Raw genomic sequence first — 16,185 nt, forward strand, 5'->3', positions numbered from 1 at the left:
GGAACGAAGGCTGCGAGCTTTTAAAGATCAAAAGCTCGCAGCCTTCGTTCCTCGTCAGCGACTACATGGGCAGTAGGTAGAATTCAGCGCTGGCTCAACCAGAAGTCATGCAGTGCACGCGCCGCCGGTGCAATGGCGGCAACACTGTGCTGATGAGCCGCCACGTCCAGGTCTTCAGGCAGTTCAAAGTTGTCCTGCTCGGCGCACTCGGCAATGGCTTGCAGCAGGCTGGCCTGTGGCAGGGGCAATGCTGGCCAGTTGCAGATGGCAACGGCACGGGTGTAACCGAAGCACCATTCTTCAGCCAGCGTCACGTCTTGCCCCAGGTGCTCGGTCTGCTCGAAACGCGGTGCAAATGCAGCACTGTCTTCAGCCAGTTGCCGTGCCAGGGTGTTGATGTGGCGAACGCTCAGCTCGATGAACTGCTTGGCTTCTTCAGGGGTTTGCCAGGCCGGGTTCTGGCCGCCCCAGATTGCCGGGAACCATTCGGCGATATCCACCCGAGTCGGACTTGAAACCAGAGCCGTGAAGTAGCCGTCCAGTTCTGAAGGGTTGAGCACTGAGTGATCGTCGCCGTATTTGAGCAGCGTGTTTTCGATCACTTCAAAGTCGCTGGCGTTCAGGGGTTGCGATTGCATGTACGGGCTCCTTGGATGGGGCGCTAAAGCGGGCGGTCAATGACTGACCGCCAGTGCGAAGTCAGTCCACTGAAACGATAGACTCAAGCTCGAAGTATTTGAAGCCAGCTTTGGCCAGGGCTTTTTTGGCCTCTTGCTCTGCGTTGAACCGGCTCAAATCCTTGGAGTCGTGCACAAACTTTGTTTCATCACCGTCAAACACCTTGGTCACGCGCATGGTGACGCGAAGAATCGGGCCACTGCGCTTTTTCGGCGCAGGTGACTGAGCCTTTGCAGGTGCCGGGGCTTTCTTCGCAGTGGGGATGGGTTTTGCAGGGACAGGTTCAACTTCAGGTTGAACAGGGGCAGCAGGTAGATCAAGGCCGAGCGCTCTGCGCATGTCGTCCTCGGTGAATCCGGCACTCATTGATAAGACTCTTGTAATATAAAAGACGCGCTTATAGGACAGCGATTCGGGTTATGGCAAGCAAATTTGTTCATAGGCTGAATATTATGGCCTTTTAATAGCTAAAAGTCCTTATCTGAACCGATTCAGGTGTCACGCAGCAAGTCGTGACCATCCAGTAGTTTGTAGGCAATTTCCGGTCGTTTTTCCAGGGCACGGCGGATGGCAGCCGGGATTGCCTGCCGGGTTTTTCGGCACAAGCCCGGTTGTTCTGCAAGGCGGATAGCAATGCCGCGCATGGTGCGAACCTCGGTAAACCCCGGGTCGATCTGCACTTCAATCCCCAGTTGCTCGCGCAGGCGGCGCTGCATGTGCTCCAGGTCACTGAGGCTCTGGATATTCTCCAGCCGCTCCAGCAGAACTTTCTCGGCCTGGCGGGTCAGGTTGAAGATGCGCAGGTCGCTGTCGGGGGTTGCCAACAGCTGTTCCCGCTCGCAGATGCAGGCGCCGGGTGGGCAGGGTGAGCGGGTCGCTGCTGTAGGAGTCATGGGGTTCAGCATAGCTGCGCTACGATTCAAGCGTCCAGACGCAGCGCCATGATCACCGTGTGTTCAGGGCCGTTAAATTCGTCGCGCACTTTGTGAAAACCCAACTGAGCGTAGAACGATTCGGCGGTCAGCGAGGAGGGCACCCTCAGCTCGTCGACCTGGGCGACAAGGGCGGCGTCCATGAGCCGTGCCATCAATTGCTGGCCGATACCGCGCCCCTGATGGCGCGGGCTCACGAAAACGCTGCGCACCACCGCCCGGTCCAGGCTGGCAGTGCCGACCACGTGCTGCTCAACCACGGCCACATACATCTGGCGTTGTTTCATTAACGCCAGGATCGAGTCCGGGCAGAAATTCTGCTCTACCTGGGCGATCACTTCGGGCGGATAGTCTCGGGCGTTGGATTCTTGCAGGGCGCCAATCACCACCTTGCTGATGGCGTGTGCATCGACCGGCATGGCACGACGAATCTGACACTGCATACACGCTCCTTGCTTTTCCAGGGTCAGGCTGAGGGATCAGGGCCTTCGGCCAGAATCCCCGCATACAGCTGACGATCAATATTGGCCCCGCTCAGAATAAGCGCAACCCGACGACCTTGCTGGCTGGATTGCTCGCTGATCAACCCGGCCAGCGCGGCAGCCCCCGCACCTTCGGCGGTGTTGTGGGTGGTTTCATGGTAGACCCGAATAGCGTGTGAGATCTGCTGGTCGGACACCCGAATGACCCGTGCCGCACCTTTGGCGATAATGGCCAAAGCCTCGGGCTGCGGCTGACGACAGGCCAGGCCGTCGGCGAAGGTGTGAGCCGAGTCTGTGCACACCACGCGGCCTTGCTCAACGCTTTGCGCATAGGCATCGGCATGGGATGACACGACCCCCACGATTTCTGTGTCCAGGCCCAGCAGATCACGGGTCTGGATCAGCCCGCAAATCCCCGAACCCATGCCGATGGGTACATACACCGTGTCCAGTTCCTCGATGGCTTCAAGCAGCTCAAGCGCATAAGTGGCGACCCCGCGAATCAGGTCGTGATGGAAGGCGGGGACCAGATGCCATTGATGGGTTGCGGCCAGTGTGGCGGCTTCGGCCCTCGCTTCATCGAAGTCCTTGCCGCATTCAATAACGGTTGCGCCCAGCGCCCGCATGGCCGCGTTTTTTTCCAGGGAATTACCTTCAGGCACCACGATACGGATTGGCAGCCCCATGCTCCGGGCCGCCAGGGTAAGGCTTTGCCCATGATTACCGCGGGTGGCCGTGACCAGGCCTCTGGTGTTCGGTTCCCGTGCCAGCAAGCCCTGCACATACAACAACCCCCCGCGCACTTTGAACGCGCCGGTGGGCATGTGGTTTTCATGCTTGACCCACACCGTGCAACCCAGGCGCTGAGTCAACAAGGGCCAGGCCAGTTGCGGTGTTGGCGCCAGGTTCTGGTATACGGTTTGTGCTGCAAGGCGAAGGTCGTTCAAGTCAAACATGGCACACCGTCATCGAGGGGTTTGACTCGATTCTAGGCACAACGCATTGTATGGGCCGATCCTTATATTGCATGGCCAACAATAAATGTGGATACCGACGCTCAGCGACACGGACCAGCCGCGCTACCTGGCGCTGGTCGATGCCATCACCCAGGCCATCGCCTGTGGCGAACTGCAACCCGGCGCACGCCTGCCGCCACAGCGGCGACTTGCCTGGGCACTGGGCTGGAATCCCAGCACGACCATGCAGGCCTATCGCGAGGCGGCGCGTCGGCATCTGGTCTCGGGCGAGGTGGGCCGTGGCACCTACGTGCTGGCGAGCAGTCAGGAAGCGACCCTGTTCAGGCTGCAGCACGCCGATGAGCACGCGCAGCGCATCGACCTGCGAACCAACGTGCCCGCCATTGATCACGTGGGTGAGCATGATGGGCAGGCGTTGTCATGGGTGCTCGACAGTCGTCAGGCCATCCGCTTGCAAGGCTACTTGAGTGCGGCGGACTTACTGCTGACGCGGGCTCAAGGCGCGGCCTGGTTCAAGGGGCGCGGGCTGGAGTTGACCGTGGAAAACATCATGCCGTGTACCGGCGCCCAGCAAGGGCTGTTCACCGTGCTCTTGTCGCTGTGCCAGGCCGGCGAGCCGGTGCTGGTCGAGGCGTTTACCGCTCCGGGGATCAAGGCCGCCTGCGCGCAACTGCGCCTGCCCATGCATGGCGTAGCGCTTGACCAGGAAGGGATCGTGGCGGAGGACTTCGACCGGATGATCCGCGCTACGGGGGCGCGGATTGCCGTACTGACGCCCACCCTGCAAAACCCCACGTCGGCCGTGATGAGCATTGAGCGTAAGCGGGCCATTGCCCACGTCGCCCGGCGCCACGGCGTCATGGTGATTGAAGATGACGTGTACGGGGCACTCACTGACAGCCCGCCGTTGTACCGATTCTTGCCCGAACTCACGGTGCTGGTCAGCAGTTTGTCCAAGACTGTTGCGGCGGGCGTGCGCGTGGGGTGGATCGTGGCGAGTCCGCAGTTGCTGGCACGTATTGATCCCTATGCCCTGTCGGCGCACTGGGGAGTATCGCCCCTGTGCATGGCGATTGCTTGCCGATGGATTGGCGACGGCACTGCGCAAACCCGTGTGCAGTGGCAAACCCGGGAAGTTGCCCGACGCTGGCGGCTGGCAAAAAAGATCCTGGGCCCCGGGATGTACCAGACACAGACCCCTTCGCCCCATATCTGGCTGACAGTGGCCGAGGGTCAGAGCCCGCTTGCCGAGGCGTGCCGCGCAGCGGGGGTCGATGTGGTGCCCGCGGATGTATTTGCGGTCAAACCCACCGCGACCAATGCGGTGCGCATCAGCCTGACAGCGGCTGACACTGTCCAGGTTCTGAAAGTGGCGCTGGAGCGGATTGCGGGTAGTTGCTAAGTGGTACTCGCGATCCGTAGCAGCTGACGAGTGGAACGAGGCTGCGTCCGGCTGCGTAGCAGTCGTAAAATCAGCTTGCACGGTTAATCAGGCAAACCGCGTGTTCCGGTTTTGCGCCCGCTACGTCGCAGTGACGCACCATCTCGATCGCAGCCTCGTTCCACTCGTCAGCGACTACAACGCGGAGTTGGTGGCGAACCTGTAGTCGCTGACGAGCCGTGCGAGGCTGCGTCAGCGCGTGTACCGGTTTTGCGCCCGCTACGTCGCAGTGGCGCACCATCTCGATCGCAGCCTCGTTCTACTCGTCAGCGACTACAACGCGGAGATTGTGCCGTCTCTGCTCTTCCAGCGTGGACGCAAGCTTGAACTGAAGTTTTTGATTTGGCCCATTCAGGTCTGCCGGCTAAACCGAAGAAGCTTGTCTTGTGACCGCTGCGGCCAAAAGTCTTGTGTATCCTTTAACGCCCGCATTGTCCAAGGAACCCCCATGCGCAGAGAAATTGGCTACTGGCACCGAGAAGGTCGCGAGTTGTTCTATTACCTGGAATTCAAACCCGACACTGCCGAGTTCTACCTCACTTGCGAGCACATGCCCAGTGAGGGCGAGGGCAGCGTGCGTTCGGTGTTGCTCAGCGAAGCTCGGGGCGAGCGCTACTACGAAGATGCCTTGTTGATCATCAAGGAGGAACTGTTCAGGCAATACACCCTCTGAGTGGTGTCGCGATCAATGATCTGGTTTGAGGCCAGGGCAAGATCTGTCGATAATGCCGCGGGCTCGGCAGGTGCCGGGCCAGGAAGTTGCAATTCAAAGGAGCTGTAGATGCGCGTGTTTTATATCTTTACCCTGCTGGGCACCTTGCTGTTGGCCGGTTGCGCAAGCAATCCAATGGCCCCGGTAGCTGACCAGGCGGTGCAGCCACCTGCGCCAGGCATGGCACAAGTGGTGTTCATGCGCGATGCCTATACCGGCAAAGCCATTGTGTCCTCGCTGTATGACGTGACCGATGGCAAGACCCAATTCATTGGTGTCATGGCCAACGGCACGAAAATCGCCCATCCCGCCACCCCTGGCAAGCACACCTACATGGTGGTGTCCGAAGCGGCCGACTTCATGGAAGCCGACCTTGTGGCAGGCAAAACCTACTACGCGCTGGTAACGCCGCGCATGGGTTTGTGGAAAGCACGCTTTTCACTGTGGCCGATCAGCAATGATCCTGAAGCCTCCCACAGCCTGAAGTCCAAGAACTTCAAAGGCTGGGTTGAAGACACGGACATGGTGACCAACTCGCCAAAATCTTTGGCCTGGTACGAGCGGGTCAAAGCCAGCGTAGAGAAGAAACGCGCTGAATACTGGCCGGTCTGGCAGGAAAAAAGCGCTGACGCTGTGGCCGAGCGCACGCTCAAGCCTACTGATGGCTTGTAATATTTGAGCCGGGGGCAGGGTGGCGACAGTGACGTTGCCCTGCTCCTATCTCACCACTTCAGTGACCTGCAACACCCAGGCAATCGCCTGCGTCCTCTCATCCCACACATACCGAAAATGCTGGCCTTGCACCGGTAGCGAGAGCGCTGGTGGGCGGAACGCGGCAACGCATTCGTGTCCGTCGAGGCGCACGCTCTTGTAAAGCAGGCCCCAGGCGCCGTCTTCGCGCAATGGCCGGGCGAATGCTTGAGACAGGCCATAACCTGACGGCGACGGTTGATGCAGCCCCTGGTCGCCACGCACATCGATCATCGGCTGCACGACGCGGTTGATATAGGTACGCATGGTGATTTCGATGCTGGGCTCCTGTGTCGCCCGCCAGAATTGCTCCTGATGAAAACAGGTTTCGGCGATTGCCGCCTCTACGCTGTTGGCGCAGTAGTACACGCCGTAGCTGCCATCGGTAAAACGACTGGCCCGCCCGATATGGGTAAAAGCAGCCATCACGGCGGTTGAGCCTTCGCCGCACAGGCGGTCTTCGGGCCGGACCCTGTTGAGCACGCCTGCCTGATCGCGCAGCCGGTCATTGGTCAGGCTTTCGAGGACAAAGGCGATCTCCAGATCGGCCGGGTCCAGGGTGTCTTCAAACACTGAAACGGGCGGGAACGCGCTGTTGATGATGCGATAAGCCTTGTTCCATTCAGGCAGCATTGCATCAGGCATCAGCCGCGCACTCCATCCAGATAGCGGCGCACATCTGCCAGGTCGACCACCTGGCCAGCGAGCATGTAACTCAAGGCGCTCTGGCCGTTAAAGGGCGCAGCGGTGTTGGGTTTGTGCACCCATTCATAGGCACGTTCAGGCTGGTTGCTGAACAGGATGCGCAATGCCTTGTGCACGCCCATCAAGTACGAAATGCGCTCCAGGGTGTCGTGGGGCAGGCGCACGTTCGGCAGTTTTTTGTACTTGAAGTAGGTGGTATTGCCGATGGAACCGAGCAGGGTGCACTGCTGGTCCTTGGTACAGCCCCAATGCTCCATGAGGCTGAAGAAAAAGGTCAGGGCAACCCGGCCCGCATCGCCGCTGGTGATCTCGGGTTCGGGATGTTTGGCTGCGAGGTGCATGGCGGCCTCCAGAGAGTTGATACTTCCAGCTTACTCCGGATGTGGCTCTTTTCAATAAATCAGTTCATATATGATTTATGAAAATGTAACGGCACGGGCTCGCACGTGCCGGGGCCGTTGGTCTGGCCCCGGCGAAGATGCACATGGCGCCTTACAGCTGTTCCATCAGCACATCAACGATCCGTTCATGCCTGCGGTCAATGGCTCGCTTGCCCCATAGCGGTTTGTCACCGCACAGTTCGGCGATTTCCCGTTGCTGGGTCAAGTAGGTGTAGCTGAGCAGTTTTTTCGAAAAGGCAATATTGCCCACTGAGCAGTTATGGGGTTTGGACAGCAGCAGGTAATTGCCCAGGCAGTTCAGGTACTCAGACACGAAGGTGTCATCATATTTGCCATACCCGTGGGGCTTGGTCTTGGGCTCGGTGGTTGGGGCTATATGCTCCAGTTCGGGCTTTTCGATGGCATCGTAACGTCTTGGGTTGTAGCCCTGCTGACCACCGGAGTTGAGGTGGTTTTCATATTTCCACAGCAGATGCTTGGCGGTGGAGTGATGGATTTCGCGGTTGAGTGCAACCCTGAGATTCTCGTTGTTCCAGTAGGCCGTCCAGGGATCCTCGGCAATTTTCAGCTGATTGATGCGCGTTAAAATGGGCTCGATCTGCGGATTCTGCGCGGTGAATCGTTCATACACGTGGCTGATGCGAGAGGTGATGTCTGCACGGGTACCAATCAGGCGGTGGCGAACGATTAACCCTTCGAATGCTTCGCACAGCGATTCGATCTCAGGCATGGGTAGCTTGAAATTGTAGGCCTTGATGATAAAGGGCAGAACAATCCCGATCCCGCCCAGCATTACCAGTGAGTGAATCGCAAAGTGTTTTTTCTCGTGGGCGACAAAAAAGTTGCACAGGTGCAGAAAACTTGCGGCCAAGGCCTGGGTAAACTCGCGGATAAATACCAGTGAATCATCCTGGCCGAGCAGTTTGTCGATTTTGTCCAGGCTGTCGCTTTCCCATAGAGAGTTGAACTGAACCCTCAGGGTGTAGAGTAATACATCGTCTTCCTTGATTCGGTAATCAATCGAGGCAATGGATTTATAGATCTGCTCAAAGCGGTCCTTGATTTCGCTGATCAGCATTTCTTTGTGGTCATCATCCTGACCGCGCAGGTGTACGGCATACATGAACTGGGCCTTGACCACTTCCAGGTTTGAAGGGCGCTTGCCACGGTTGTTCTGGAAGATGAACATTTGAATCGCTTCGGCTTCGTCCTGAACCCGGTGCGTGGTGCACGCGGCCTGGCACACGATGTCGAGCATGCGGCACAGGTAGGCTTCGGGCTTGTGCTTCAACTGATCGTTGAAGTAATCGAACGCGTTGACAATACGCAGGGATGAGCTGGTGCTCAGTCCGCCGTGGTCAACTTTGACCTGGTCAATCACGTAATCGATAAACACCCGGTTGTCATAGTCCACGGTGTTGAAGCGAATCACATGGGGCGTGCGAATCACGTCGGCATAGCATGCCTGTTCCGTCTCGCTCAACGGGCGCAGGGCCTTGAGGCATTTGAACAGGGCCGACAAGAACAGGGTCAGGGTTGTCAGCCGCTGCTGGCCGTCAATCACCTGATACTTGCCATCTTTTTCCTCAAACAGAAAATGCCCGAAGTAGTAAGGGCTCCGGGCACTGCTGGTGCGGTAGTCCTCAAGGTCCGACAGGAATACGTCGGTCTGTGTGGTGCGCGTGCTGGTGGGGTTCGGCGTCTCCCATGAATAGGCGCGCTGATAGGCCGGTACGACGATACGCTTGTTCGCCAGCATGTTTTGAACGGTGGTTGAGGGGTTCACGAGAAATCCTTGTCGATCGATACAAGACTGATGGCCATAAGCCATATTATGCCATGCTCATCCCTTGGGCAGTGACTGCGCCTTGTTGATACACCGTGCCCGCCGTTCATCCACCCGCTTGGCAAACCAGGCGGTGGTCAGGTTGCGGGTGATCTTCGGACTTTGCAGGGTGATGCCCGGCAGCACGGCGCGGGGCAGGGGTTTGCCTTGCTGGCGGTCGGCAAGGGCGAAGACGCGCTGGTAAAGGTCCGTGTCGTTAAATGCCAGGCTGTCGCCTTTTTCGAGTTGGCGGCGGATCGCGTTGTTGCTCAGGCCCACCTGTTTGCCAAGGGCGCGCACCGCCAATTCGGTGGAACCGAGTGCGTAGGAGCCGGGGATGGTCAAGTCGCCATCCAGTGCCAGCGGGATGCCTGAAACGCGGCTGACGGCATTCTGAAACGCGGCATTACGACTGGCGTACCAACCCGCATTGAAGTCGGCAAAACGATACAGCGATTGCGTGTAGTCGACCGGGTAGCCCAGCAGATGGGCGATACCGAAGTACATGCCGCCCCGGCGCGTGAAGACTTCCTGGCGGATCGAGTGTGTCACGGGGTAGGGGTAGTCCCGTGCCCGCTGTTCGGCAAAGGCGATGCTGACTTGCATCGGCCCGCCCGTGTGAACCGGGTTCAAACCGCCAAACAGACTTTTGCCCAACGGCACCATGCCGATGAAATCATCAAAAATGGCGCTCAACTGGCCTTCGGTGCGGGCGGTGTCCAGGCGTTGATTGTAGGTTTTACCGTTAGGCGAAGTGATGCTCAGTGCGCTGCGCACCACAAACTCGGGGATATGCAGTTTGCCGGCGCGGCGGTTGATTTCCGAGCGGGCGATGGTGGCCAGCCCGGGCACCGGCGGGTCGGCTTGAAAGGTCGACTCCTGCTCGGTCACCGCCAGCACGGAGCACAGGTTCTCATCGGTGGGGGCCAGCCCCTGAGCGGTAAACGCGACCTGGATATCCGCCGCCCAGCCTTGGCGGTCCGCGGTTTTCACCGGGAGCAATTGCACAATGCGGGCCCGTGCCTGGTCGGGGGTGATGTCCGGGGTTGTCCGCGACGCCTGGGTACCGCAACCCGCCACTACCACCAGGGGCATCACCGATAAAAAACACCTGAAGAATCGATTCACCCGATACAACTCCTTTAAATATGCCCTGCCAATCAATCGTCGCGCGTCAGCACTTCCAGCAGTTCGATCTCGAAACGCAGGTTGGAGTTCGGTGTGATGTGCGCGCCCATGCTTCTTTCACCATAGGCCAGGTGAGCGGGGACCTGCAGTGCGCGTTTGCCGCCGACCTTCATGCCCATCAGGCCGATGTCCCAGCCCTTGATCACCCGTCCGGTGCCGATCACGCACTGGAACGGTTTGCCGCGTTGATGGGAAGAGTCGAATACCGTGCCGTCTTCGAGCCAGCCGGTGTAGTGCGTGGTAATCAGGGCGCCCTTGACCACGGTTTTGCCGTCGCCCGGTAACAGGTCAGTGATGTGCAGTTCGTCAGTCATGGCGATGGAACTCAAAAAGTAGGATTAACGATTGTTCTGGGTAGGGTTTCTCTCAATTCGAAGACGGTTTGGCAATGCATTTTGATTTTTTTTACGTAGGAGAAGGCTCTAAAGCAAAGGGATTTGGGAACTTTCTAATGAGGATGATTGTCAAATGCGCTTTACTCTCAACTGAGAATGTTTATCATTGCAGTCCTGGCAGTGCCGGGGAACGCTAAACACGTAGGTCCTTTCAAGGTCGTGCGTCAGCAATTTCCAGCCCTTGGCCTGCTGAGCACACTCCATTGTTAAGGGATCAACTGGACATGTCGTCTCGATTCAAACGCAGTCATCTTTCACTGGCTCTCATGGCCGCTCTGGCTTCGCCTACCTTGCTCGCCGATGCACTTGAGCGCGAGCGTGACGAAGTTCCGGTAGAGGCCACCGATTTGCCGGTGGATGGCACTCGCCAGGCGTTGCAGCTCGAAGAAACCCGCGTACTGGGCACTGCTGCACAGGAGTTGAAGCAGGCTCCGGGTGTCTCGATCATCACCGCCGAAGACATCAAAAAGCGTCCGCCTGCCAACGACCTGTCCGACATCATTCGTCGTGAGCCCGGGGTCAACCTCACCGGCAACAGTTCCAGCGGCGCCCGCGGCAACAACCGCCAGATCGACCTGCGCGGCATGGGCCCGGAAAACACCCTGATCCTGATTGACGGCAAGCCGTCTTCTTCACGCAACGCACAGCGCTATGGCTGGAGCGGCGACCGTGACACCCGCGGCGAAACCAACTGGGTCCCGGCCGAAGAAGTCGAACGCATCGAAATCCTGCGTGGCCCGGCTGCGGCCCGCTACGGTTCCGGCGCAATGGGCGGGGTGGTCAATATCATCACCAAGCGTCCTTCGGACAAGCTCAGCGGTTCGATGACGGCTTACTACCTGTCCCCTGAAGACGATTCTGAAGGCGTCAGCAAACGCACTAACTTCAATCTCAGCGGACCGATCACGGACGATCTGGTGTTTCGTGTGTATGGTGGCCTGAACAAGACCGATGCCGATGATCCGGGCATCAACACCGCCGCCCAGGCATCCCCCGACAGCGTCGTGGCAGGTCGTGAAGGCGTGCGCAACAAGGACGTCAACGGCTTGCTCAGCTGGCAGTTCACCCCGGAGCAGAGCCTGGACCTGGAAGCCAGCTACAGCCGTCAGGGCAATATCTTTGCCGGTGACACCATGCTCAACAGCGGCGGTGATTTCGTTAACAGCCTGACCGGCAAAGAAACCAGCGTGCTGCAACGCAGCAGCTTCTCGGCGACCCACAATGGCTCGTTCGACTGGGGCACCACCATGGCCTCCCTGACCCATGACCTGACCCGTAACGCCCGCCTCAACGAAGGCCTGGCCGGTTATGGCGAAGGCGCGCCGTCCGAGAGCGCGGGCAGGTTCGAATCGCGGTTGCGCAACACCCGTGCCACTGGCGAGGTCAACCTGCCGTTGACCATGGGCACCGCCCAGGTGCTGACCCTGGGCGGTGAGTACCTCTACGAATCGCTCAATGACCCGGGCTCGTTGCGTCCGCAGAGCTGGGATCCGGGTGCAGGCGGCACCCCGGGAATTCCGGGTACGGACCGTACGCAAACCAAGTCAACGGCCAACAGCTATGCGTTCTATGTTGAAGACAACATCGAAGCCGGCGCCAAGACCATCGTCACCCCCGGCGTGCGCTTTGATCACCACAGCGAGTTTGGCGGCAACTGGAGCCCGAGCCTCAACGCGTCCCACCAGATCACCGATGAGCTGAGCATCAAGGGCGGTATTGCCCGGGCCTACAAAACCCCGAACCTCTACCAGTCCAACCCCAACTACCTGCTGTATAGCCGCGGTGCAGGTTGCAGCTCGGTCGAGGTGAACATCGGTGGCTGCTACCTGGTGGGTAACCCGGACCTGAAGCCTGAAATCAGCGTCAACAAAGAAATCGGCCTGGCGTTCGACAAGGGCACATGGCGCACCAGCGCCACGTATTTCCGCAACGACTACCAGAACAAGATCAATGCCAGCAACGAATCGGCATTCCGCCTGCCGAACGGGCGTCGCGTTCTGCAATGGGAAAACAGCGGCAAGGCCATTGTGCAAGGGGTTGAGGGCAACCTGTTTGTCAGCCTGCGCGACGATCTGGACTGGAACACCAACCTGACCTACATGATCGAAAGCAAGGACAAGGAAACCGGCGATCCGCTGAGCATCATTCCCAAGTACACCCTCAACACCATGCTGGACTGGTATGCCACTGAAAAGCTGTCGTTCCAGGTCAGCGGTACTTACTACGGCAAGCAGGAAGCACCCAAGCGCAACAACCGCGCCAACGAAGCGCTGGACAAATCGGTACAACAGCCGGTTGACCCTTATGGCCTGGTGGGCCTGAGCAGTGGGTATGAGTTCAATAAGCACTTCAGCGTGCGGGTGGGCATCAACAACCTGTTCGACAAGCAGCTCTACCGCAAAGGCAACGCTGACGAAGCGGGCGCGCAAACCTACAACGAAGCAGGCCGTGCCTACTTTGCGTCGGTGACCAGCTCGTTCTGATAAAAACCCGGGCCTGACCGCTGTTACCCGTGCAGGCACTTAAAGGCGCGACATCCGTGAAAACGGGTGCCGCGCCGTTGTCGAATCTGGTGCAGGCAAAATGCAGAGCTCGATGAGGAATTGAAAACATGAAACTTGCAACGTCGGCCTGGGCGCCGATTGTGTCCCGCACCCTGGCTGCACTGGTCGGCGGCTATGTCTTTACCTACGCCTTTACCGCTGCATTGGCGCGGCTGCTGCCGCTGGACAATGTGGACTCGCTGATCGTCGCCAGTTTGCTGTCGTTTGTGATCTACACCTTCGCCATCCTGTGGGCGTTTGCCGCCCGTCATCAGTGGGCGGCCTGGATGGGCGCGGTACTCGCCGTGCCTTTGGCGGCCATCGGCTTTTGGCCACAACTGCTGGAGCAACTGGGATGAAACAGACCCTGACCCAATCCATGGCCTGGCTGCATACCTGGGGCGGCCTGATTGTCGGCTGGTTGTTGTTCGTGATTTTCTTGACCGGCAGCCTGGCGGTATTCGATCAGGAGATCGACAACTGGATGACCCCAGAACTGCCTGCGCACCACTTGACGGATGAGCAGGCCGCGCAACGGGCGCTGGATTACTTGCAAGCCAATAAGGCCGACGCCAGGCAATGGGGCATCAGCCTGCCTTATGAGCGTTCGCCGCAACTGCAGGCCTCGACCGGGGTGCGCCGTGACGGGGTGTCGGTGACACTCGACCCCGATACGGGCGAGGTAATGCCGGTGCGCGAGTCGGTGGGGGGACGGTTTTTCTTCCTGTTTCACTTCACCCTGCATATGCCGCGCATGATCGGGATCTACCTGGTGGGCGCACTGGCCATGGGCATGCTCGCGGCGCTGGTGAGCGGTATCGTGATACACAAAAAGTTCTTCAAGGAATTCTTCACCTTTCGCCCAGCCAAGGGCCAGCGCTCATGGCTGGACGCGCACAACGCCAGTGCCGTTCTGCTATTGCCGTTTCACTTGATGATCACCTACACCGGGCTGGCGATTTTCCTGGTGATTTACATGCCTGCGGCGATGGATGCCTTGTTCGATGGCGACCGCGAGGCCTTTTTCAAGGCACAGGACACGGCACCCGCTGGCGTTGAAGCCATGCGCCCGGCGACTGTAGAGCCAGCGCCGCTGGTGGCCCTGGGGCCGTTACTGAGCAAGGCCCGCGAAGTGATGGGGCCGTTGGGCGGGGTGAGTATCAGCAATCCCGGGCAGAGCAATGCCCAGATCCAGATTCGACCGATTCTGGGTAATCGCATTGCCCTGACCAAGGGGCAGGGCATGCGTTTTGACGGGGTCACGGGGGAGCAGATCTCCGGGCCGACCGAAATGCGCCCCACCGTGCTGACCCATCGGGTGATTTCGGGGCTGCACTTTGCCCAGTTCGGGGGGTATCCGATGCGCTGGCTGTACTTTGTCTGTGGCTTGATCAGCAGTGCCATGATCGCCAGCGGCCTGGTGCTGTTCACCGTCAAACGGCGGCGTAAATATGCCAGCGAAAGCCGTGTTGCCCAGGTGCTCTACCGTCTGGTCGAGGCGATCAACGTTACAGTCATGGCGGGCCTGAGCCTGGCCTGTATCAGTCTGCTGTGGGGCAATCGCCTGTTGCCGTCGGGGATGAACGAACGGGCCGATGCTGAGCTGAATGTGTTCTTCGGTGTGTGGGCGTTGAGCTTTATTCATGCAGTGATCCGACCGCGCATGCAGGCCTGGCGCGAGCAGCTTGGGTTGGCAGGGATGATGTGCATGGCCTTGCCACTGCTGAGCGTGTTCACGGTCAGCCGGCCTTGGGCGTTGCATACCAGCATGGGCGTGGAACTGACCGCGATGGCGCTGGGTGCCTTGTTGCTGTGGGCGTGCTGGAAAGTATCGCAACCGGCGGTTGAGCGAGTACCGCGTAAAAAGACCGCCGTCATGGCCGAGGTGAATTGAGATGCTGGCTGATTTTTTTGCGGGTCTGGGATTCGCCTACCTCGGGATGCTGGCGCTGTGTCAGGGGTTGGACCGTCATTACAAACAGGTGTGGGGCAAAGCCCCGTCGGCCCGACTGAGCCGTTTGCTGCGTGTTGCGGGCTGGGTGAGTCTGGCGCTGAGCTTCTGGTTTTGCGGGCAGGCCTGGGGCTGGGCGATGGGGCCGGTGGGCTGGTTGGGCATGCTCTCGCTGAGTGGTTTTGGCCTGCTGATGCTGTTGCCGTACCGGCCTCGCCTGGCCGTGTGGTTGCCGATGGGTTTTGTGCCGGTTTGGGCGGTGATCGAAAGCCTGACCCTTTAGATACTCTGTTGCCGGTCAACCGAGCTCCTCTATGGAGTTCGCCCTTACGGCGAGGGAGGTGGTACTCGCGATCCGTAGCAGCTGACGAGTCGTGCGAGGCTGCGTCAGGTTTGGCGCACCATCTCGATCGCAGCCTCGTTCTACTCGTCAGCGACTACACGAGGGATGGGGGCCGAAACCTGTAGTCGCTGACGAAGGCTGCGATGGGCTGCGCAGCAGCCCCGCTTTCAACGTCGCGAGCGAAGGCCAGGTTCTAGCGTTTCACCAGACGATTGGCAATTACATCCAGACTGCTGCAAAACACAAAGTACACCAGGGCCACAAACAGAAAGATTTCAGTCGGGTGCACCATCACCCGATTGCTCACTTGAGTGGCGACAAACGACAACTCGCCCACCCCGATCACATACGCCAGTGAAGTGTCCTTGATCAGTGAAATCCATTGATTGAGAAAGGAGGGCAGCATCATCGGCAACGCCTGCGGCAGGATGATCAGGCGCAGCACTTGCCAGGTGCCAAAACCCAGTGCCTTGCCCGCAGCCCATTGCCCAGGCGGCAAGCTGCTGATCCCGGCATACACCGAGTGCGCCAGATAGGCGCCACCAATCAACGACAGCGCGCACACCACGGTGGCCAGTGCAGGGACATCGACCTTGAACACGATGGGCAGCAGGAAGTAACTCCAGAAAATCAGCATCACCACCGGGATCGCCCGCAAGAAGCCCAGCACGCCGAGCAACAGCCAGCGCACCTTGCCGCGAATCATCACCAGCGCAATACCCAGCACCAGCCCCAGCACTGCCGAGATGATCCCCGACAACAGGCTCAGCACCAGCGTCAGTGCCGCGCCGCCCAGAGGTCCGTTGGGCCAGGCGCCGAGCATGAAGTACGAAAAATTGTCGCTAATAACCGAAAAGTCCAT

18 protein-coding genes are annotated in these 16,185 nt (G+C 59.1%); 7 read left to right on the top strand and 11 right to left on the bottom strand.

What is annotated here, in order from left to right:
* Nucleotides 1-83: 83 nt before the first annotated feature.
* The 5 genes from KO536_RS23355 to KO536_RS23375 form a co-directional block, all read right to left on the bottom strand.
* Nucleotides 84-638, bottom strand: a complete 555-nt coding sequence (locus tag KO536_RS23355; RefSeq protein ID WP_219263166.1) for a UPF0149 family protein — start codon at nucleotides 636-638, stop codon at nucleotides 84-86.
* Between the two features lie 61 nt (nucleotides 639-699).
* Nucleotides 700-1,044 carry a hypothetical protein gene (locus tag KO536_RS23360; protein ID WP_219263168.1) on the bottom strand — a complete coding sequence of 115 codons (345 nt, stop codon included), beginning with the start codon at nucleotides 1,042-1,044 and terminating at the stop codon, nucleotides 700-702.
* Between the two features lie 125 nt (nucleotides 1,045-1,169).
* Nucleotides 1,170-1,571 carry a hypothetical protein gene (locus KO536_RS23365; protein WP_133077641.1) on the bottom strand — a complete coding sequence of 134 codons (402 nt, stop codon included), beginning with the start codon at nucleotides 1,569-1,571 and terminating at the stop codon, nucleotides 1,170-1,172.
* Between the two features lie 26 nt (nucleotides 1,572-1,597).
* Nucleotides 1,598-2,053 (bottom strand): GNAT family N-acetyltransferase, encoded by a 456-nt coding sequence (locus KO536_RS23370; protein ID WP_219263169.1) that lies wholly within the window; start codon nucleotides 2,051-2,053, stop codon nucleotides 1,598-1,600.
* A 23-nt stretch (nucleotides 2,054-2,076) separates the two neighbouring features.
* Nucleotides 2,077-3,048: a threonine dehydratase gene (locus KO536_RS23375; RefSeq protein ID WP_219263170.1), complete on the bottom strand. Its 972-nt coding sequence runs from the start codon at nucleotides 3,046-3,048 to the stop codon at nucleotides 2,077-2,079.
* An 85-nt stretch (nucleotides 3,049-3,133) separates the two neighbouring features.
* On the opposite strand from KO536_RS23375, the gene KO536_RS23380 reads away from it, so the two are divergent.
* From KO536_RS23380 to KO536_RS23390, 3 genes are all read left to right on the top strand, one after another.
* Nucleotides 3,134-4,471 (top strand): PLP-dependent aminotransferase family protein, encoded by a 1,338-nt coding sequence (locus KO536_RS23380; RefSeq protein ID WP_219263172.1) that lies wholly within the window; start codon nucleotides 3,134-3,136, stop codon nucleotides 4,469-4,471.
* A gap of 487 nt (nucleotides 4,472-4,958) precedes the next feature.
* Nucleotides 4,959-5,183: a hypothetical protein gene (locus KO536_RS23385; protein WP_219263174.1), complete on the top strand. Its 225-nt coding sequence runs from the start codon at nucleotides 4,959-4,961 to the stop codon at nucleotides 5,181-5,183.
* A 108-nt stretch (nucleotides 5,184-5,291) separates the two neighbouring features.
* Nucleotides 5,292-5,894 (top strand): hypothetical protein, encoded by a 603-nt coding sequence (locus KO536_RS23390; protein WP_219263175.1) that lies wholly within the window; start codon nucleotides 5,292-5,294, stop codon nucleotides 5,892-5,894.
* Between the two features lie 45 nt (nucleotides 5,895-5,939).
* Here KO536_RS23390 and KO536_RS23395 read toward each other — a convergent pair whose 3' ends face one another.
* From KO536_RS23395 to KO536_RS23415, 5 genes are all read right to left on the bottom strand, one after another.
* Nucleotides 5,940-6,617 (bottom strand): RES family NAD+ phosphorylase, encoded by a 678-nt coding sequence (locus KO536_RS23395; protein WP_219263177.1) that lies wholly within the window; start codon nucleotides 6,615-6,617, stop codon nucleotides 5,940-5,942.
* Nucleotides 6,617-7,018 (bottom strand): MbcA/ParS/Xre antitoxin family protein, encoded by a 402-nt coding sequence (locus tag KO536_RS23400; RefSeq protein ID WP_219263178.1) that lies wholly within the window; start codon nucleotides 7,016-7,018, stop codon nucleotides 6,617-6,619. The genes KO536_RS23395 and KO536_RS23400 overlap by 1 nt, the downstream gene beginning before the upstream one ends.
* 151 nt (nucleotides 7,019-7,169) lie before the next feature.
* Entirely contained in the window at nucleotides 7,170-8,864 is a 1,695-nt protein-coding gene (locus tag KO536_RS23405; RefSeq protein WP_374105727.1) for a DUF262 domain-containing protein, read from the bottom strand.
* Nucleotides 8,865-8,921: 57 nt separating this feature from the next.
* Complete coding sequence (locus KO536_RS23410) at nucleotides 8,922-9,998, bottom strand: DUF1615 domain-containing protein (protein WP_219263211.1); 1,077 nt, start codon at nucleotides 9,996-9,998, stop codon at nucleotides 8,922-8,924.
* Nucleotides 9,999-10,063: 65 nt separating this feature from the next.
* Nucleotides 10,064-10,405 (bottom strand): FKBP-type peptidyl-prolyl cis-trans isomerase, encoded by a 342-nt coding sequence (locus KO536_RS23415; protein ID WP_133077650.1) that lies wholly within the window; start codon nucleotides 10,403-10,405, stop codon nucleotides 10,064-10,066.
* Nucleotides 10,406-10,710: 305 nt separating this feature from the next.
* Between KO536_RS23415 and KO536_RS23420 the strand changes: the two genes are divergently transcribed.
* The 4 genes from KO536_RS23420 to KO536_RS23435 all read left to right on the top strand — a co-directional run bounded on the left by KO536_RS23420 (nucleotide 10,711) and on the right by KO536_RS23435 (nucleotide 15,263).
* Nucleotides 10,711-12,969, top strand: a complete 2,259-nt coding sequence (locus tag KO536_RS23420; protein WP_219263179.1) for a FepA family TonB-dependent siderophore receptor — start codon at nucleotides 10,711-10,713, stop codon at nucleotides 12,967-12,969.
* A 128-nt stretch (nucleotides 12,970-13,097) separates the two neighbouring features.
* Entirely contained in the window at nucleotides 13,098-13,388 is a 291-nt protein-coding gene (locus tag KO536_RS23425; RefSeq protein ID WP_219263181.1) for an iron transporter, read from the top strand.
* Nucleotides 13,385-14,923, top strand: a complete 1,539-nt coding sequence (locus KO536_RS23430) for a PepSY domain-containing protein (protein WP_219263187.1) — start codon at nucleotides 13,385-13,387, stop codon at nucleotides 14,921-14,923. Before KO536_RS23425 ends, KO536_RS23430 begins: the two co-directional genes overlap by 4 nt.
* 1 nt (nucleotide 14,924) lies before the next feature.
* Complete coding sequence (locus tag KO536_RS23435) at nucleotides 14,925-15,263, top strand: DUF3325 domain-containing protein (protein ID WP_219263188.1); 339 nt, start codon at nucleotides 14,925-14,927, stop codon at nucleotides 15,261-15,263.
* 253 nt (nucleotides 15,264-15,516) lie between these two features.
* Here the strand turns inward: KO536_RS23435 and KO536_RS23440 are convergent, their stop codons facing one another.
* Nucleotides 15,517-16,185, bottom strand: coding sequence for an amino acid ABC transporter permease (locus KO536_RS23440; RefSeq protein WP_133077655.1), 669 nt, complete (start codon nucleotides 16,183-16,185; stop codon nucleotides 15,517-15,519).

Origin of the sequence: Pseudomonas sp. NKUCC02_KPG, from assembly GCF_019345465.1 — a bacterium.
Lineage (GTDB): Bacteria > Pseudomonadota > Gammaproteobacteria > Pseudomonadales > Pseudomonadaceae > Aquipseudomonas.